Source organism: Hymenobacter algoricola, assembly GCF_039539525.1.
GTDB lineage: Bacteria > Bacteroidota > Bacteroidia > Cytophagales > Hymenobacteraceae > Hymenobacter > Hymenobacter algoricola.
The window spans coordinates 20,536-38,678 of record NZ_BAABDH010000099.1 but is presented as its reverse complement, the minus strand read 5'-3'; the positions used below and the strand labels follow the sequence as shown (position 1 = coordinate 38,678).

At 64.6% G+C, this 18,143-nt stretch carries 18 protein-coding genes; all 18 read right to left on the bottom strand.

Annotated features, from left to right (window positions below; translation table 11 throughout):
* Positions 1-113 precede the first annotated feature (113 nt).
* A complete protein-coding gene (locus ABD842_RS15375) occupies positions 114-533 on the bottom strand; it encodes a hypothetical protein (protein ID WP_345115782.1) in 420 nt (139 codons plus the stop codon).
* 141 nt (positions 534-674) lie between these two features.
* Positions 675-1,250 (bottom strand): hypothetical protein, encoded by a 576-nt coding sequence (locus ABD842_RS15370; RefSeq protein ID WP_345115779.1) that lies wholly within the window; start codon positions 1,248-1,250, stop codon positions 675-677.
* 451 nt (positions 1,251-1,701) lie between these two features.
* Complete coding sequence (locus ABD842_RS15365; protein ID WP_345115776.1) at positions 1,702-1,956, bottom strand: hypothetical protein; 255 nt, start codon at positions 1,954-1,956, stop codon at positions 1,702-1,704.
* Positions 1,957-2,391: 435 nt separating this feature from the next.
* The gene (locus tag ABD842_RS15360) at positions 2,392-2,670 is read right to left on the bottom strand and encodes a DUF1294 domain-containing protein (RefSeq protein WP_345115774.1); all 279 of its coding nucleotides are present in this window, start codon (positions 2,668-2,670) and stop codon (positions 2,392-2,394) included.
* Positions 2,671-3,029: 359 nt separating this feature from the next.
* Positions 3,030-3,512 (bottom strand): DUF4274 domain-containing protein, encoded by a 483-nt coding sequence (locus ABD842_RS15355; protein ID WP_345115771.1) that lies wholly within the window; start codon positions 3,510-3,512, stop codon positions 3,030-3,032.
* Positions 3,513-3,760: 248 nt separating this feature from the next.
* On the bottom strand, positions 3,761-4,966 hold the full coding sequence (locus tag ABD842_RS15350) for a sensor histidine kinase (protein ID WP_345115769.1): 1,206 nt from the start codon (positions 4,964-4,966) through the stop codon (positions 3,761-3,763).
* 10 nt (positions 4,967-4,976) lie between these two features.
* Positions 4,977-5,423: a response regulator gene (locus tag ABD842_RS15345; RefSeq protein WP_345115767.1), complete on the bottom strand. Its 447-nt coding sequence runs from the start codon at positions 5,421-5,423 to the stop codon at positions 4,977-4,979.
* Positions 5,424-7,742, bottom strand: a complete 2,319-nt coding sequence (locus tag ABD842_RS15340) for an ATP-binding protein (RefSeq protein WP_345115764.1) — start codon at positions 7,740-7,742, stop codon at positions 5,424-5,426. It abuts the gene before it with no gap.
* The gene (locus ABD842_RS15335; protein ID WP_345115761.1) at positions 7,724-8,305 is read right to left on the bottom strand and encodes a biliverdin-producing heme oxygenase; all 582 of its coding nucleotides are present in this window, start codon (positions 8,303-8,305) and stop codon (positions 7,724-7,726) included. The genes ABD842_RS15340 and ABD842_RS15335 overlap by 19 nt, the downstream gene beginning before the upstream one ends.
* A 562-nt stretch (positions 8,306-8,867) precedes the next feature.
* A complete protein-coding gene (locus ABD842_RS15330) occupies positions 8,868-10,406 on the bottom strand; it encodes a carbon-nitrogen hydrolase family protein (protein WP_425553197.1) in 1,539 nt (512 codons plus the stop codon).
* Positions 10,407-11,075: 669 nt separating this feature from the next.
* Positions 11,076-12,239: a hypothetical protein gene (locus tag ABD842_RS15325; protein WP_345115756.1), complete on the bottom strand. Its 1,164-nt coding sequence runs from the start codon at positions 12,237-12,239 to the stop codon at positions 11,076-11,078.
* A 212-nt stretch (positions 12,240-12,451) separates the two neighbouring features.
* Positions 12,452-13,111 carry a 3-oxoacid CoA-transferase subunit B gene (locus tag ABD842_RS15320; protein ID WP_345115784.1) on the bottom strand — a complete coding sequence of 220 codons (660 nt, stop codon included), beginning with the start codon at positions 13,109-13,111 and terminating at the stop codon, positions 12,452-12,454.
* A 124-nt stretch (positions 13,112-13,235) separates the two neighbouring features.
* Positions 13,236-13,931: a CoA transferase subunit A gene (locus ABD842_RS15315; protein WP_345115754.1), complete on the bottom strand. Its 696-nt coding sequence runs from the start codon at positions 13,929-13,931 to the stop codon at positions 13,236-13,238.
* A gap of 127 nt (positions 13,932-14,058) precedes the next feature.
* The gene (locus ABD842_RS15310; RefSeq protein ID WP_345115751.1) at positions 14,059-15,006 is read right to left on the bottom strand and encodes a bifunctional riboflavin kinase/FAD synthetase; all 948 of its coding nucleotides are present in this window, start codon (positions 15,004-15,006) and stop codon (positions 14,059-14,061) included.
* Positions 15,007-15,045: 39 nt separating this feature from the next.
* A complete protein-coding gene (truB, locus tag ABD842_RS15305; protein WP_345115748.1) occupies positions 15,046-15,873 on the bottom strand; it encodes a tRNA pseudouridine(55) synthase TruB in 828 nt (275 codons plus the stop codon).
* Positions 15,870-16,700 (bottom strand): undecaprenyl-diphosphate phosphatase, encoded by an 831-nt coding sequence (locus ABD842_RS15300; RefSeq protein ID WP_345115745.1) that lies wholly within the window; start codon positions 16,698-16,700, stop codon positions 15,870-15,872. The genes truB and ABD842_RS15300 overlap by 4 nt, the downstream gene beginning before the upstream one ends.
* Positions 16,701-17,039 carry a DUF3098 domain-containing protein gene (locus ABD842_RS15295; protein WP_345115742.1) on the bottom strand — a complete coding sequence of 113 codons (339 nt, stop codon included), beginning with the start codon at positions 17,037-17,039 and terminating at the stop codon, positions 16,701-16,703.
* A 182-nt stretch (positions 17,040-17,221) separates the two neighbouring features.
* A complete protein-coding gene (locus ABD842_RS15290) occupies positions 17,222-18,115 on the bottom strand; it encodes a cell division protein FtsX (protein WP_345115739.1) in 894 nt (297 codons plus the stop codon).
* Positions 18,116-18,143: the final 28 nt, after the last annotated feature.

The window sequence follows — 18,143 nt, the reverse complement described above, 5'->3', positions numbered from 1 at the left end:
TACTTAACCCCCAATCAAGTCCATTCGCAAGGAAAAAGCCCCGCCGGAAAATCCGAGCGGGGCCCTTGCCTTATTCATGTCAACATATAGCCGGACGAGACAGTACTACCCGGCTAGGCGGGCAGCGCGTCGTGGCGGGCCTGCACGGCGGCAATGGCCCCGCTCAGAATCGTGACCTGACTGTCGATCTGGTCGGTGTCGACGTCGGCCAGGAAGGTGGCCACGCCGCCGCTATCGGCAGTGCGGTTGGTGAGGCGGGATTTCTGGTAGTTGGCCGTCAGCAGCTGGTCTTCGTAGCGCTGGCGGTCGGTGGGGTCCAGGTCGGTGCGGGCCAGCTGGCCGGTCAGGTAGGTTACCTGGTTGGTGGCTGTGGCCAGGCGCGCGGCGGTGGAGGCGTCGGCGCGGCCGGCTTGGCGGTCCTGGAAGCCCAGGTTCTGGTCGCGGTTCTGGAAGCCGTCCAGCTCGGCTTCCAGCTTGGCTTTGGCCTGCAGGCATTGCGCCCGGGTTTTGAGGGTGTTCACGTCGTACGTCATAATAAATAAGGTGAATGATGGAACATGACGCCCAACCCTGGGCGCTGGCTTGCTAACGCTGGCCCAGGCGTTTATTGCGTGCCTCCGGGTTGCGATGGCACATCTTACTGCTGGCTTCGCCCCTTAGCCGCAGTACTTTGCTTACGCCGGGGGCAGCAGGGCAGCCAGGGCGGCGGCTTCGGCTTCGAGGGCCTCGGCCTGCAGGCGCAGCAGGTGGTAGCGGGCGCTCAGGTGGGGGGGCAGAACGGTGGGGCGCTGGTCGAGCCAGCGGTGGCGGTGCCAGCTGAGCCAGCCGGGCCAGTCGCGGGCCGGGTCGGGCTGGGCGGCCGGGCCGGGGTCGGGGGGCAGGGCGGCGCGCAGGGCGGGCAGGGCCACGGCCCAGCGGGCGGCCACGGCGGCCCGGGCCGTGAGGGGGCGCAGCAGGCGGCGCAGGCGGCGGGCGTGGTGCTGGCAGTAGTCGAGGCGGGCGAGCAGCGGGGCGGCTTCGGGCGGGGCCAGGGCCAGGGGAGGAGCCGGAGCTGCCGAATCTAGGCGCAGGGCGGCCGGGGCGGGGCCGGGCGGGGGCAGCTGCCGCAGCAGCGGGGCCAGGGCTTCGGCGGCGGCTTCGTTGAGGATGCGGCGGCCGGCTTCGAGGTGGTTGGCCTGGGCCTTGGTTACGCCAAGCCAAGCGGCTATTTCAACCTGGGTGAGGTGGAAGTGTGCCCGGACAGCGGCCACGGCGGAGTCAGATGCAGGATTCGGAGGTTTCAAGACTGTATACTTTTGCCTGTCGTGCTCATGTAAAGTATACAAGCCATGTATACTTTCAGTAAGTGAAGATAAGAAAAGTATACAGCGCAGGCAATGGGTTTGCCTGCGCTGGGCATGGTGGGGTAGAGACGCCTACTTGCGTCTCGTCGTTGAACGACAGTACCAGGGCGCGGCCGATAAGACGCAAGTGGGCGTCGCTACCTTCCTATCGGCGCGGCCCCGGTTTGCCGCCGGCGCAACCGGGAGGCGACCAGCACCCCGTTGTGGCTGGGCACGAGCGACGCGAAACGCGCGCCAGGGCGAGGCGCATGTGTCCCCGGTACGCGGGAAATGGGAGGGGCACTTTGGGCAGGGTGCTGTATCTTACCCACCATTTTCTTGAACCAGCAGGAAGGTTGGATAGTAGTCGTGGCAGGCCTCAGGGAGTGGGCGGGCTCGCCACCCGGGCCAAGTAGATGTCGGTTTGGGGCGGCTTCAGGGTTCGCAACGTCATCGTATCAGTTCCTTGGGGCCGCATCACAACGCGCTGGGGGGCGTGTCCAGGAAAGATGAGCGTCAGCGTGTTGCCCCGCTGGGCAAAGGCAGCAACGGTACGCTGGCCCTGGGCGTTGCCCATTACCAGCCGGCCGGAGCCCGCCACGGACCACGCGACCTGCTCGCGGCACAAGGGCATCCACCAGCGGGTACTCCCGCAGGGGAAAGGTAGTGGGCAGCGTACCAGACCGAAACCGGTACACACGCCACCGGCTGCATGTTCTGGGCTCTGGCACGCGCCGGACAGCGTAATGAACAAGGCAAGAGCAGGAACGGAGCGGGGTATCAACAGACAGAAAGATAGGATGGGTGACCTTCAATATACCCTCCTTTTGCTAGTCAGACCGTTTCACGGACCAATTCCAAGGCGGACAGGGGCGGACCTGCTGCCCGAGTCGGGTAGTACCGTCCTGCGAAGCTGCCGGAGATGCTGGCACTGCCCAACCCGCTTTCCCCTGGTTCTGTAGCCGTGTGGTTAATCAAGTTGTTCGTATCGAGGCCACCGCCGAGGGCGTGGCCAGCCAGCGGGCGCACCCAGGGACCGAAGCTGCCCGCCGGCAGCCGTTGTACGCGGCTACAGCTGCGCCCGAAAATAGGGCCACGTGAAATAGAGCACTGCCCCTTGCAGCAGCGTCAGCACCAGGGTGATGCCCCAGAAAGCGGCTTTGCGGTTTTTATGGCGCAGCAGCACGATAGCTGCCCACGCGCCGGGCGCCGCGCCTGGCAGCGTCGCCAGATGCAGCGTTTTTTCGGCAATGCGCCGCTGGGCGCGTTGGGCTTTACGCTTATCCAAGGCGAAAAGCACGAAACACAGGACATTGAAAAAAAACAGGCAACTCAAGAGTATTTTCATGGTGCGGGGGCAGGCCTTTCTGATTCGTTGGTTCAGGGTCTCAGCCTGAGTGGTCGCTGCCCTGGTCTGACCCGGTTTGGCGGGTTCAACAAGGCCTTCTTATAGCAGTGGCGAAGCCGCTGTACTCTCCATTCTCTATTTGGACCGGGGCTGTTGCGGAACCCTGCGCCAGGCCCCGCCAATGGGTTTGCCGCGCCCGCACCTGCCTGAAAGGGCCGTTTTCCAAGCCTTTTTAGTTGTTTGACACCGGCTCAGGCAGCTTTTCAAGTCCTTGGAAGTGTTCTGCAACAGCCACGACCGTTTTCCTAAACATGCTCCGCTCCCACACGAAGTAGGTTGCTGGACCAAGAGCAGGGCCTTTACTCCAACTCGACCACCAGCGGCCCATCCAAGGGCTGCTTGAGCACGTCCGGAATGCTCCACTTGGCCTTCGGGTCGATTTCGTCCACCCCCTCGGCTTTGGGGTCTGTCCGTGGGTCGTAGGCAATCAAGGCCGTTTGGTAGAAACCGGAGGCCACGTTTTTCAAGATGCGGCGCAGCAGCCGGAACACGTCCTTGTCCCACGCCGCCTCTTTCTGACTGGAAAACTGCGTGTAATAACTCGGCTGCGCGTGCCAAAACAGCATGACGGCAGTGGCCTTGTCGCAGCGGGGGCTGTCCACAATCCACGTCAAGACCTCGGACCCGTCGTCCCAGTTGTAATTCCCGGCAATCAGGTGCAGTTCCACCGGGTTGGTGATGGTCTCGAAGAAAGCCCGGTCGGGCTTGCGGTCGTCGAAGCTGAACTCAAAGAATTTTTCGGCTAACAGAGCGGCTCTTTCCGGGGAAACCGTGTAATCCATGCGGAGGGGGTGCTTGAGATGGGTAGGAACAAGGAAAGCGACGCAACCAAACGGGAAGGTAAGAACGCGAGCCTGATAGGAAGCGCCTTTTAACCCTCCTTTCGCTATTTGGACCGTTTTCGTGAACGCTGTTGGGCCCTGTAGACGCGCCCTGTGCGGTGCTGCTTGCAGGTACTTGAGCCGTAAACAGGACGGACGGGCTGCCGCTGTGTCTTCCGTCCAGGGTTAGGACCCGCAGTCACCGCACCTTACAGGTACAGCCGAAAGGTGGTGCCGTGGCCCGCCACGCTGGTCACCTCGATGCGGCCGCCGTGGGCCAGCACCAGCCGGTTGACCAGGAACAGGCCCACGCCGGTGCCGGCTGCGGCCTCCGGGTGGAAGCGCCGGAACAAGTGAAACAGCTCGGGGCCGTAGCGGTCCAGGTCGATGCCCAGGCCGTTGTCCTGCACTTCGAGCACGGGGTGGCCGGCTTCATGGCGGGCGCGCACCTGCACCTGCGGGAGGCGGTCGGGATGGTGGTATTTCAGAGAGTTGGCCAGCAGGTTCAGCAAGATGGTGCGCAGGTTGCTGCGCACGTACTGCAGCTCGGGCAGGGCGGCCAAATCCGTGCTGATACGGGCCTGGGTGGCCTGTACTTCGCGGCTCAGGGCCTGGGTTACTTCCGCCACCACGTCGGCCAGGTGCACGGTTTCGGTGTGCTGGCGGCCGGTAGGGCGCTCTTCCTGCACCACGGAGGCCAAGTCGGTGATGGTGGTGCTCAGCTCCTGCAGCGAGGCCTGCACCAGCCGCAGCACCTGGGCTTCCTCGGGGTCGTGGAAGGTGGCGGTGCGGCGCAGCTCGTCGAAGAGGCCGCGCAGGTTGTTGACCGGCTGCTTGAGGTCGTGGCTGGCAGCGTACACGAAGTTGTCCAGGTCCAGGTTGGCGGCCGTGAGCTGGGCGTTGGCACTGGTGAGCTGGGTGTTTTTGGCGAGAACTTCCCCGCGCGTGCTCCGCAGCTCGTCCAGCGAGTCGCGCAGCTGCTGGTTCACGCCGCGCAGCTCGTCGTGGTACGAAGCCACGTACTGCCGCCACTCGTTTTTTTCGATGGCGTGCAGCACCGTTTTCACCAGCATGCCCTGGTCGAACTGCTGCTTCACCAGGTAGTCGAGAGCGCCGGTATTGAGGGCGCGCACGGCCAGCCCCTCGCTGCCGACGCCGGTTATCATCACCACGCACAGGGTTTCGGGCGGGGCCAGGGCCACCAATTCGGCCAGCAGGTCCAGGCCGTCGGTGTCGGGTAGGTTGTAGTCCAGCAGCACGCAGTCGGGCCGGTAGGCCGCGAATTCGGCCCGGGCCTCGGCGCCGGTGGCGGCTTCGCGAATCTCCAGCCGCTCGTGCCCTTCGGACTTGCTCAGGTAGCGCCGGTACAGGGTGCGGTCCTGCTCGTTATCGTCGACCAGTAGTATCTTTTTCACTGGCGCGGGCTTAATTAATTTGGGGTAATTCGGAAGCCTCCAGCCAGTACTGCATGGTGACCTTGAGCTTGGCTTCCAGCGCGGCGAACTGAATGGGCTTGGTGAGGTAGCCGTTGGCACCCAGCTGGTAGCAGTGCTCCACGTCGCGGGTGCTCGACGAGGTGCTGAGCACCACCACCGGCAGGGCCTGCAGCGTGGGGTCTTTCTTCAGGGTTTCGAGCACCGTGCGCCCGTCGGTGCCCGGCAGGTTCAGGTCGAGCAGCACCAGGGCGGGCAGCGCGCCGGGCCAGTCCGCGGCCTGGCCGTGCCCCTGCAGGTAGGCCAGGGCCTGGTCGCCGTCTTCGCACCGCACCACCAGATTGGGCAGGCCCAGCTTGCGAAACACGCGGCTCAGGGCCGTGAAGTCCTCGGCGTTGTCTTCCACCACGAGCAGGGGACGGAGGGGATAGTTTACCACTTACAACGATTGGGGAAGTGTGAAATAAAACGTGGCCCCCTGCCCGGGGGCTGACTCCACCCACAGGCGGCCGCCGTGCTTCTCCACCATCTTCTTGGCAATGGCCAGGCCCGCGCCGGTACCCCCGCCGTACTTGTCCTGGGCGTGGAGGCGCTTGAAGAGCTTGAAGATGCTGGTTTGGTGCCGGGCGTCGATGCCAATGCCGTTGTCGCGTACGTAAAAAGTGTAAAACTCGCCGGACGGGGTGGACCGCGCGGCGCCGGCCGTGGCTTCCGGCGGGGCCAGGCCCACGTCTACGGTTTTGGCCGCTTGGTCGTTGTACTTCATGCCGTTGCTAATCAGGTTGTGGAACACTTCCTGCAGCCGTACCCCGTCGGCGCGCACGGTGGGCAAGGGCCCGGCCACCGTGAGGGTGGTGTGGGTTTGCTCGAAGCGCGGCTGCAGCAGCTCGGCCACTTCGGCCAGCACCGCGTTCAGGTCCACGTCGGCCACCACCAGATCGGTGCGGCCCACGCGCGAGAGCTGCAGCAGCGACTCAATCAGGCCCTCCATGCGCTGGCTGAGGCGCACCAGGGTTTCGAGCTTGTGCACGCCCTCCGCGTCGAGGCGGTCGGCGTAGTCTTCGAGCAAAAACAGCGAGTAGTTGTGGATGCCGCGCAGGGGCTCCTTCAAATCGTGCGAGGCCACGTAGGCAAACGAGTCGAGCTCGTCGTTGCTGCGCTCCAGCTCTGTGTTGAGGCGGGCCAGGCTTTGGGCGCGGGCCTGCAGCTCGTTGAAGACCTTGAGGCGCAGGTCAGAGATGTGCAGGCGGATGTCGCGGGCCGCCGCGATTTCCACGGGCTTCCACGGCGCGGCGGTGTTTTCGACCAGCTCTTTCCAGGCCTCAAACGACTGCCGGGGCGAGAGAAATACCTGTCCGTCAATCAGCACCTGCGGCTTTTCCTGCTGGCCGGCCCAGGTCACGGTTTCCACCACCTCGGGCCGGAACCAGAGCAGGTAGTTGTCGGGCGCGTCGGTGAGGGAAGCGGCAATGAAGCCGCTGGCCGTGGCCCGCAACGCCAGTCCGTCCGGGTTGAGGGCGGCGTAGGAGTTGGTGTGAAAAACGTCCGTCTTGGCATTGGCCTGCAGCCAGTCCAGCAGCTCCCGAATCTGGGGCTGCGTGGGCGTGGCGCCCACCGTCACCATATCGTCGTCGAAGCAGATGGCCGCCCCGCCGCACTCGAACACGTCCTTCACCGTGGGGGCCTCCTGGTGCAGGCCGTCCACGAAATTAGCGTGGGCCGACACGTGCTCGAACAGCTTGGCCTGCTGCGTGTGGATGCGCAGCTGGTAGTCGTCCTCGTCGTGCTGCAGCTTGCTGGGCAGCAGTGCCGAAAACGTTTTGCCGATGAACTGGCACAGCTCGCGCAGCTCGTAGCTCACCAGCCGGGGCGTGAGGTGGTGGCAGGTAATCATGCCCCAGAGTCGTCCCCGGTGAATGAGCGAGATGGTCATGGTGGCCGCCGTGCCCATGTTGTGCAGGTACTCCAGGTGGAACGGCGACACGCTGCGCAGCACCGCGTGGGTCATGTCGGGCGGCCGGTGGGTCACCGGGTTGTTCACTGGCACCAGCGGCACGGGCTCGTAGCCGGCGTCCGGGATGAAGCGCAGCCAGTTCTTCAGGTACATGGCCCGCGCCTGCTGCGGAATGTCGGAGGCCGGGTAGTGCAGCCCCAGCCAGGGCGCCAAATCTTCGCGGATGGCCTCGGCCACGATTTCGCCGCTCTCGTCGGCCGCAAACTGGTAGATGGCCACCCGGTCCAGGCCCGTGATGGCGCGCACCTGGTCCACGGCGTGCTGGCAAAACTCCTGCACCTTGCCGGCGGCCAGCATCTGGCCCAGGGCCGCGTTCAGGAAGGACAGGTCGAGCGTGGCAGCGTCAGTTTCGGCCACCGGCTCAAACTCCAGCCACAGCAGGTCGTCGTAGCGGTGCAGGATGATTTTGTAGAACGGTTGCCCCGCCACCAGTTCGAGCCGTGCGCCCAGCAGCTTCGGCGCCTGGGTGAGCCCCTCAAGCAAGGTTCCGATTTCGGCCAGCTTATCGGGTCCCAGCAGCTGGTCGAGGCCGCCGTGCAGCAAGCCCTCGGCGGCCCGGCCAATCAGGGTTTCGGTGTTGGCGCTGGCCTGCACGATGCGGCGGGTGGCCGGGTCCAGGCACAGCAGAAAGCCGTAGGGCTGAATGGCCCCCGGCAGGTGAATCGGCTCCCGGTCGCAGTTGGTGAGGGTAATGGGCACGCGGAGCATCGCCACGTCGGCCGCGCTCACGGTTGGGTTATCCACTGGTCAAGTTGTTGAAAAGTAAGGCGGGCCGAAGCCACAATCTCGTCCTGGTCGGCGGCCGCGGGGGCCGCTTCCGTCAGCAATTGGCAAAACGTTTTCCACCGCGGCCCGGTTCGTGCGCCATAGCCCGTGAAGTAGGCGCGCAGCGGAATGCCCGCCTGCGCCAGCTGCCGGGTGATGACCTGCCCGCCCAGCGTCGAGCCCTCCATTACGTACATAGCGCCCAACAGCTGCAGCCGCGTGTGCAGCGGCGGCATGGCCGGGCACAGCGGCAGGCCGGGCGCGGCTTCGGGCAACGCCAAGTCCTCCAGAATCAGGTGGGCCCGCAGCCGCTCGGGCACTTCCCAGGCCGGCGAAAACGCCGCCGCGTGCTGTTGCAGCGCGATTTCGTAGGGCACTAAGAACCCGTACATCTTGGCCAGAAAATGTGCCGTTGTCGGGGCGGTCAGGGTGCCCGCCGTCAGGGCTTGGTTGAAGGCGTGCTGCTCCAGGGCCTCGTGCTGGGGGCGGGTTTCGCTGCGCAGGCGCGACAACAAGGTCGGCGTTTGAGGTACTGTAGACAAAACCGGCCGAATAGAGAAAAGCTGCTGAAAACCACAAGATAGCGAATAAGCCGCACAGGCACTCCCCCGAAACCGAGCCGCTGAACCGGCAAAAAACGACGAAGTCAAGGACATAGGTACTGAAGGGGGCAGTTGCCGGCTATATATGGTTTGGGCAGTGACGCGCCGGGGCCGGCAATTAAAATCCTCTTTTCACTGAACCGCTACCTATGGATGCTTAGTAACCTGTTAAAGGTGGCCTGTTGCCCGGATTGGGTTTAAGAAACTCGTTCACCTTTCAACGTTCACGAAATGCTAAAAGGAGATGAGTTTCGTGAACTGCCGCCTCGGGCCAGGGTGTAGGCTCCCCCATGCGTCGCTCGGCCGGGCCGGGTGACGACTACGCCGGAGCGACTCGGCCCCGAGCGTCCCGCGCCGTTCGGCCGTTCTGATGGCATGGCCGGGTTCGCAGCCCGGCTGCTCAAGCCCGCAGTCACTCGGCCGAGCCGAGCAACGGCACGCCCACAAAAAAGGCTCCGCATCCTGGCCAGATACGGAGCCTTTTACTTGCTCATTTACAAACCTACCCCGCCGCAATGGCCTTGCGCCGGCTGGTTTTGGGCAGGCGGTCGACGCCCTGCTCCAGCAGCTCGTCGTCGCGGTCCGACTTCTTGATCGTCCAGCTCAGCGAGTAGAGGTCTTTGCGCCGGTCGCGCAGGTTGCGCACGGCCCCGCTGGTGTTCAGGTCCTTGAGCAGGTCCAGGTCGAGGTCGGCAATCAGGGTCATCTCCGTGTTGGGCGTGGCTTCGGCCACGATGGCGTCGTGGGGGAAGGCGAAGTCGGAGGGGCTGAACACGGCGCTCTGCGAGTACTGGATGTCCATGTTCTCGACCCGGGGCAGGTTGCCCACCGAGCCGGTGATGGCCACGTAGCACTCGTTTTCGATGGCCCGGGCCTGGGCGCAGATGCGCACCCGCTGGTAGGAGTTCTTGGTGTCGGTCCAGAAGGGCACGAACAGGATTTTCACGCCCTCGTCGCTTAGCATGCGGGCCAGCTCGGGGAACTCCACGTCGTAGCACACCAGGATGCCGATTTTGCCGAAGTCGGTGTCGAAGCACTTGAGCTTGTCGCCGCCGCGCATGCCCCAGTAGCTGGCCTCGTCGGGGGTTACGTGCAGCTTGTACTGCTCGTCGACGGTGCCGTCACGGCGGCACAGGTAGGCCACGTTGAAGAGCTTGCCGTCCTCGTAGACCGGCATCGAGCCGGCCACGATGTTGATGTTGTAGCTCACGGCCAGCTCCATCATCTTGGTTTTGATGGGCTCGGTGAAGGCCGCCATGGCCCGGATGGCCACCGCCGGCGAGTCCTCGTTGGTGAGGGCCATGAGCGGGGCATTGAAGAACTCGGGAAACAGCACGCAGTCGGACTTGTAGCCCGAGACGGTATCGACGAAGAACTCAATCTGCTGGAGCAAATCTTCCAGGCTGCGGGTGGCGCGCATCTGCCATTGCACAATGCCGATGCGGACGTTGCTTTTCTGGTTGCCGATGAGCTTTTCCTCCTCCTCGTAGTACACGTTCAGCCATTCGAGCAGGGTGGCAAAGGCCTTGCTTTCGGAGTCGTAGGGCAGGTAGCCGCGGATGATTTTGCGGACGTGAAACTCGTTGCTGAGCTGGAAGGTGAGGATGGGGTCGGTGATTTCCTTGTTGCGCACCATCTCCACGTACTTGGCCGGCGTCATCTCGTTGGCGTAGGCGGCGTAGCCCGGAATCCGGCCCCCGGCAACCATGGCGCGCAGGTTCAGGTTTTCGCAGAGCTCCTTGCGCGCGTCGTAGAGGCGGCGGCCCAGGCGCAGGCTGCGGTACTCGGGGTCCACGAATACGTCGACGCCGTAGAGCGTGTCGCCGTCGGGGTTGTGGGTGTTGAACTTGCCGTTGCCGGTGATTTTGGCGTAGGTGTGCTTGTCGCCGAAGTCGGAGTACTGCACCGTGATGGCCAGGGCGGCGGCTACTACCAGCCCGTTGTCCTCGATGCAGATCTGGCCCTCGGGGAATTTGCGCACCAGGGCCCCAAACTCCTCGGCCGACCAGGCGCCCTCCATGTTGGAGTATACCTTGTCCATGATGCCTTTCACGGCCTTGAAGTCGGAGCGACGCAGGGTGCGCAGTACCAGCTTGTGGGCGGGTACGGCAGTAGGGGTGAGCAGCTCGGTGGGACTGGGGGCGCCGGGCAGAACTTGTTTTTTGGCGTGGCTGCCGCCGGACTTGGCGGAGGAGGAAGTGGCCATATAAAGCAGAAAAAGGAAGTCGTGGGAGAAAGCGCAAAGATACCAGCCCGGCCCGTAGGCGGGGCGCCTATCTTACGGCAGAATAACGGCCGGGGTAAAAAAGTGGCTTGCATTGGCTCGATTTGCTGCGCCGGCGCGGCCTATGCAGGCCCGCCCGCCGGCCCCGAATCCCTGGCCGTACCGCCCGAAGCGCCAGCTGTACCGCCCGAAGCGCTGGCCGCCGCCACCCAAGCCGCTGCCACCCCGACCGGAGCCCCAACTGCCCCAACCGAAGAGGCCGGCGTAGCAGCCGAAGCGCCAGCCATAGCGACCGAAGCGCCATGCTACAGCTAATTTTGCCTCTTCGGGCGCTCCGCCCGCTTCTTCGCTGCTGGCAGAATGCCTAGCAGCCTCGTCCTGCTGCTTGGAGCGTGTTTGGGTTGGGCCTGCGGCGGCAGTGGCCGGATTTTCGGACCGGGTACGCGGGGCGGCGGGGGAGTTATTCGCGGCTTACGCCGCGGTCTTTTACTGCCGTACCACCCGGCGCACCACTACGGCCCGGGCGGTCTGGATGCGCAGCAGGGCCACGCCGTGAAAAGAGCCGAGTGCGGCGGCGGGAATGGTCGCTTCGGTCGGGCCGGCCTTCAGGGGCCATTCAAACAGGCGGCGGCCGGTCAGGTCGGTGGCCTGCACCAGGGCGGCGGTGCCGGGCAGGCCCGTCAGGTGCAGGGGCCCGGCGGCCAGCGGGTTCGGATACACTCCGACGCCGGCCAGCGCCGCCGCTTCCTGCTTCGCCGCCAGGGGCACGATGCGGCGGTACCGGTCGCGGTAGCGGATGCTGACGATGGTTTCCTGGCTGCCCACCAGGGTGGTGGTGATGGTGAGCAGGGGCACGTGGTGGGTTTTGGCCAGCCACTTATACTCCCGGGTCACGGGCAGGTCGAAGCCGATGCCGGGTCCGCCGCCGAAAGCCACGCTGTCGTGGTCGGTGAGGGTGGTTACCACCCGCACGGTGGAAAAGGAGCCGAAGGGCGTGATGAGCGTACCCCAGGCGTCGGGCCGGTTGACGCGCTTGCGCTTCTGGCTCAGGTAGCCCACGGCGCTGGCCGCGGCCGGGGTGGCGAAGAACGAGGAGCTGGAGTCGCGCGGGCTGGCGTAGCTCAGGGGGAAGCGGTAGATAACGTCCTGCTGGGCCTGGCTGGCGTAGGTGACCGGGATGGGCGTGCCGGCCAGCTTGGCCCCGAAGCCCACCGAGCGGAAGTCCTGCGCGGGCGCGGCGGCGGCCGTGGTGCTGTAGAACTGGTACGAATCGGTGACCTGAACCGGCGCGCCGGGCGGCAGCGGCAGCGCCTGGGGCGAGGCCGCGGTGGCCCGGTTTACGCCGCCCAACGGGCCGAAGTAAAGCAGGTACAGCGGAGCCGTAGCCGTGACGCTGCTTACCGTTACGTAGCGCTCCACTTGCTGGGAAACCGGCGTCAGGGCCGCGTAGCTCCAGGTTTGGGCGGGGCCGCGCTGGCTCAGCAGCGGCGCCCCGGCCGGCAGCCCCGGGCCAGCCACGCTCAGCCGCAGCGTGTCGACGGGCGCGGCGGTGGTCGGCGCGGGCATGTCGGTGCGGTCGATGACGGGCGACTGGGCCCGGGCCGTCAGGCTGGTGAAAAGCAGCAGCGTAGCGTAGAAGGAGCGGTTCATAGGCAGTAGAGGCAAGGGGTGCCGAAGATACGAAGGAGTACGTGTCATTGCGAGGACGAAGGACGAAGTAATCCGTCCTCGGAAATGGGAAAAGCTCCTTTTCAAAAGAAAGCCCCGGCGTTGGCGTACGTCGGGACTTTCTGCGTTTACAGTGGTTGGCTCATTGTCCAGGACGGACTGCTTCGTCCTTCGTCCTCGCAATGACAGTCGGTTTACACTCCTTGCATCTCCGGTACGCCGGCGGCCGGAATCACCAGCTTGCCGGCGGTGGCAGCCTGAATCTGCTCGACCGTGACGCCGGGGGCCCGCTCGCGCAGCACGAAGCCGTCGGGGGTCACGTCGAGCACGGCCAGCTCGGTCACGATTTTCTTCACGCAGCGCAGCCCCGTGATGGGCAGCGTGCAGGCGGGCAGCAGCTTGGAGCTGCCGTCGCGGGCTACGTGCTGCATGGCCACGATGATATTTTTGGCCGAGGCCACCAGGTCCATGGCCCCGCCCATGCCCTTGACCATCTTGCCCGGAATCTTCCAGTTGGCGATGTCGCCGTTTTCCGACACCTCCATGGCGCCCAGAATGGTCAGGTCCACATGCTCGCCGCGGATCATGCCAAACGAGTCGGCCGAGGAAAACAGGCTGGAGCCGGGCAGCGTGGTCACGGTTTGCTTGCCGGCGTTGATCAGGTCGGGGTCTACTTCGGCATCGGTAGGGAAGGGGCCCATGCCCAGCAGCCCGTTTTCGGACTGCAATTCCACGTTGATGCCGGCGGGAATGTAGTTGGCCACCAGGGTCGGAATGCCGATGCCGAGGTTGACGTAAGAGTTGTTCTGAACTTCCTGGGCAATGCGCTTGGCGATGCCGTGTTTGTCGAGCATAGTCGTTGTTTTGTGAGTCATTCCGAGCGAAGTCGAGGAATCTCGCGTGCTGACGGTTGATTAGTAATCTAACATCAGCACGCGAGATTCCTCGACTTCGCTCGGAATGACGTTCTGGTTTATACTAGGCCCGAACGGTACGCTGCTCGATGCGCTTTTCGTAGTCCTTGCCCTGGAAGATGCGCTGCACGAAGATGCCGGGGGTGTGGATCTGGTTGGGGTCCAGCTCGCCGGCGGGCACCAGCTCTTCCACTTCCGCCACCGTGATTTTACCGGCTGTGGCCATCATGGGGTTGAAGTTGCGGGCGGTGCCCTTGTAGATCAGGTTGCCGGCCGTGTCGCCCTTCCAGGCTTTCACGAAGGCGAAATCGGCGTGCAGGGCGGTTTCGAGCAGGTACATCTTGCCGTTGAACTCCCGGCTTTCCTTGCCTTCGCCCACCTCGGTGCCGTAGCCGGCCGGGGTGAAAAAGGCCGGGATGCCCGCGCCGCCGGCCCGGCACCGCTCGGCCAGGGTGCCCTGCGGAATCAGCTCTACCTCCAGCTCGCCGCTGAGCAGCTGGCGCTCAAACTCGGCGTTTTCGCCCACGTAGCTCGAAATCATCTTGCGCACCTGCTTGGTCTGCAGCAGCCGCCCGATGCCGAAGTCGTCGACGCCGGCGTTGTTGCTGATGCAGGTCAGGTTCTTGACGCCCAGGCGCAGGACTTCCTGGATGGAGTTTTCGGGAATGCCGCAGAGGCCGAAGCCGCCCAGCATCAGCGTCATGCCGTCGGTGAGGCCGTGCAGGGCGGCCTGGGCGTCGGCTACAACTTTGTTGATCATAGAGAGTGGGGGAATTTTGGAAGCGGGAAGATAGGAATCAGCCATGAGCAATGAGCAAGGTCGGGCAACGAAGTGGTGCCACGACTCCAAGTCGTGGCACCACTCAGCCACTCAGCCGCAGCGCTGCCTACTGCAGGGCCAGTCGGGTAGCCTGCTCATCCCGCGCCAGCTGGGCGGTGAGGGCGGGCAGGCCGTCGTACTTCTCCTCGGCCCGCAGCCAGGTCACAAACTCCAGGGTGAGCAGCTGGTCGTAGAGGTCGGCGCTGAAGTCGAGCAGGTTGACTTCAATGGTCTGGGCCAGGCCCTCGCCGATGGTGGGGCGCACGCCGATGCTGAGCATGGCCGGGTGGCGGGTGCCGGCCGCCGTGCGGGCCCACACGGCGTAAATGCCGCGGGCGGGCACCAGCTTCAGCGGCTCGGCCAGCGCCAGGTTCGCCGTGGGGTAGCCGATGGTGCGGCCCAGCTGCTGGCCCTTCACCACGCGGCCGGTGAGCGGGTAGTGGTAGCCCAGGTAGCGGTTGGCCGTCGTCACGTCGCCGGCCAGCAACGCCTGGCGGATGCGGGTGCTGCTCACGCCCACCGCGTCCACGTCCTCGCGCGGAATCTCCTCCACGCTCAGCCCGTAGCGGCCGGCGTGCCGGCTGAGGTAATCGAAGCCGCCCTCCCGGTTTTTGCCGAAGCGGTGGTCGTAGCCAATGACCAGCTGCTTGGTGCCCACGGTGTCGAGCAGAATCTGCTGGATGTACTCCTCGGAGGTAAGGGCCGCAAATGCGCGGGTGAAGGGCAGGATGAGCAGGTAGTCGACGCCAAAGCCGGCCAGCTTCTCAATCCGCTCGTCGAGGGTATTGAGCAGGCGCAGCTCCAGCCACTCGGGGTGGGTGAGGGGCGGCCCCAGCACCAGCCGCGGGTGGGGCCAGTAGGTGATGACCACGGTAGGGCCGCCGTGCTGCCGGGCCACCTCGCGCAGCCGCCCCAGAATGCGCTGGTGGCCCAGGTGCACGCCGTCGAAGCTGCCGGTGGTGACGGTGGCCTTGCCTAAAACCGGAAACTGCGCCGGGTCCCGAACAACTTGCATCGGCAGTAAGGTTGGTGAAACAGGGAGTAAAGCCGGGGGCTACGAAGCGTCGTCGGTGGGGGCAGCGGCCGCCGGAGCGGGGGCCGCCGGCTGCTGGGCGTTATAGAACTCCAGGCCGGCGCGCCGCTCGGGGCGGCGCTGGTTCTGCTGGCGCGGGGGGCGGGCTTCCTCACCCTCGGGCCGCGGCGGGCGCAGCGCCTCAATCTGCTCCATCGTCAGCGCGTCGGTCAGGCTGTAGGCCCCGATGCGGGTGCGGATCAGCCGGGTGAGGTGGGCGCCCACGCCCAGGGCCGCGCCAAAGTCGCGGGCCAGGCTGCGGATGTAGGTGCCTTTGGTGCAGGTCACCCGAAAATCTACTTCCGGCAGCTCGACGCGGGTCAGCTCAAACTCGCGGATGGTCACCTGCTTGCTCTTGATTTCGGCCTCGCCGCCGCGGCGGGCCACCTCGTAGGCTCTTTCACCGTTGATTTTGACGGCCGAAAACAGCGGCGGCGTCTGCTCAATCAGCCCCAGAAACTGCGCGGTGGCGGCCCGCACGGCGGCGTCGGTGAGGTGGGCGAAGGGCTGCTCGGCGTCGACCGGCGTTTCCAGGTCGAAGCTGGGCGTGGTCTGGCCGAGGCGGAAGGTACCGGTGTATTCTTTTTCCTGGGCCTGAATCAGGTCAATCTGCTTGGTTTTCTTGCCCGTGCACAGAATCAGCAGGCCCGTAGCCAGCGGGTCGAGGGTGCCGGCGTGGCCGATTTTGCGGATGCGCAGCGTGTTCTTCACCTTGCGCACCACGTCAAACGAGGTCCAGGTCAGCGGCTTGTCCAGCAGCAGCACTTCGCCCTCCTCAAAATCAAACTCCTGCGGCGTTACGTCGCTCATACCAGCTTTAGATTAATGCCCAGGCCAATGAGAATCAGCAAAATGCCCCCCACGATGATGCGGTAGATGCCGAAGGCCCGGAAGCCATACTTGGTAACGAAGCCCACGAATACCTGAATGGCCAGCAGCGCCACCACGAAGGCCACCACGTTGCCCAAAGCCAGCTGCTTAAGCTGCTCGGCCGTGAACAGGTGGGCCAGATCGGTGCCCTGCGCGTGGGCATCCTTGTAGTAGTCGTAGACGTCTTTGACGGCCGCGGCGGCCATGGTGGGCATGGCCAGGAAGAAGGCAAACTCGGCCGCGGCGCGGCGGGTGAGCTTCTGGGTGAGGCCGCCGATGATGGTGGCCGCCGAGCGGCTCACGCCCGGCACCACGGCCAGGCACTGAAACAAGCCGATGAGCAGCGCTTCCTTGAAGCTCGGGTTGGTGACCGGGCGTCCGCCCTCCTGGGGCGTCTCCTGCGGAAACCACTTATCGACGAACAGCAGCACCACGCCGCCCACGAGCAGCATCACGGCCACCGTCGTCACGGAGTCGAGCAGGGCGTCGATGTGCTTTTTGAGCAGCAGCCCCACCACCACGATGGGCAGAAACGCCACCAGCAGCTTCAGGTAGAAGTCGAAGCTCTGAAAAAAGCGCTTCCAGTACACGGCCAGCACCGACAGAATGGCGCCCAGCTGGATAACGACCAGGTAGAGCTTGGTGAAGGCCGTAACCGGAATGCCGAGCAGGGCGGAGGTAATAATCATGTGCCCGGTGCTGGAAATGGGCAAAAACTCCGTCAGCCCCTCAACGATGGCCAGGAGCACCGCGTGCCAGTAGCTCATCTACGAAGGGCGCGTGTAGGTAGGCCGGACCGGGGCCGCGGGGGAAGCCGGGGCGGGGGCGCCGCCGGGAACCGGGTTGGCCGCCAGCTCCTCGCGGGTCACGGCATCGGTGGCTACCGCGGCGTGGTGGCCGTTGCGGGCCATGACGGCCCAGAACTCGATGCCGAAGCCGATGGCCAGCAGAATCGGGCCCAGGGTGATGCCCAGGAAGCCTTCCCCGTAGGGGGCCGAGTCCAGCGTCATGGTGACGAAGCCGGCGGCCAGCACGGCCAGCCCGATAAACATCAGCCGGTAGTTGCGCGGCCCGAAGGCGAAGCGGGGAGTGGGTTTCTGTTCCATTTTAGGCTCTTGGGGTCTTGGGGACTTAGGGTCTTGGGGACTTGGTTTTTTGGGAATCCTGGGAGGTGACCTCGCGGGTCAGGGCGGGCGGTTTGGGCTAAGGCCTTACGGTCGGTGGCGTGGTCTGGCAGTCATCAGAGCTAAAAACCAAGACCCTAAGCCCCCAAGACCCCACCAACCAATCAATACAAATCATCGAGGGCCATGCCCAGGTACTTGCGCACGGCGCGGTAGGAGCTCAGAAAGCCGATGCCCGCGCCCAGCGCCACCATCACCACGAGCAAAGCCCCGATGAGCCGCTCGTCGCGCAGCAGCCGCAGCTCGTCGACCTGCAGGTAGGCGTATTGCAGCAGCGCCAGCAGCAGCAGCCCGGCCAGCACGCCGCTGACGAAGCCCTGCCAGGTAGCCCGGCGCAGAAACGGCCGCTGAATGAAGAACGATGTGGCGCCCACCAGCTGCATGCTCCGGATCAGGAAGCGCTGGGAAAACAGCGCCAGCTTGATGGTATTGTTGATCAGCACCGTCACGACCAGGGTCAGGATGACGGCGAAGCCCAGCAGCACCAGGCTCAGCTTGCGCACGTTCTGGTTGATGGACGTTATCAGGCTCTGCACGTACTGCACCTCAAATACGCCCTTGGCCGTCTTCAGGTCCTGCTCGATCTGGCGCAGGGCGGCGGTTTCGGTGTAGTCGGCGTTGATTTTCAGGATGTAGGCGTCGCGCAGGGGGTTGTCGCCCAGAAACTGCTGGAAATCCTCCCCGGTCTGCTCCACAAACTGCTTGGCGCCTTCCTCCTTCGACAGAAACCGCACCTGGGGCTGGTCGTCCTTGAAGGCAATGTACTTTTTGCGGCCGAAGTCCTGCTGCAGGCGCAGCAGCTCGGTTTCGGGCAGGTCCCGCTCCAGGTACACCTGCATTTCGATGTTCTCCTTCACCAGGTTGGAGAGCTTGTGGGCGTGGATCAGCAGCAGCCCGAACAGCCCGATAACCAGCAAGGCCAGCGTGATGCTGAACACCACCATCAGGTGCGGATAGTTGCCAAGCTTCTTTTTACGGGTAGGACGATTCTGGGGCATGCGGGGCAAAAGTACGGGGTTCGGAATT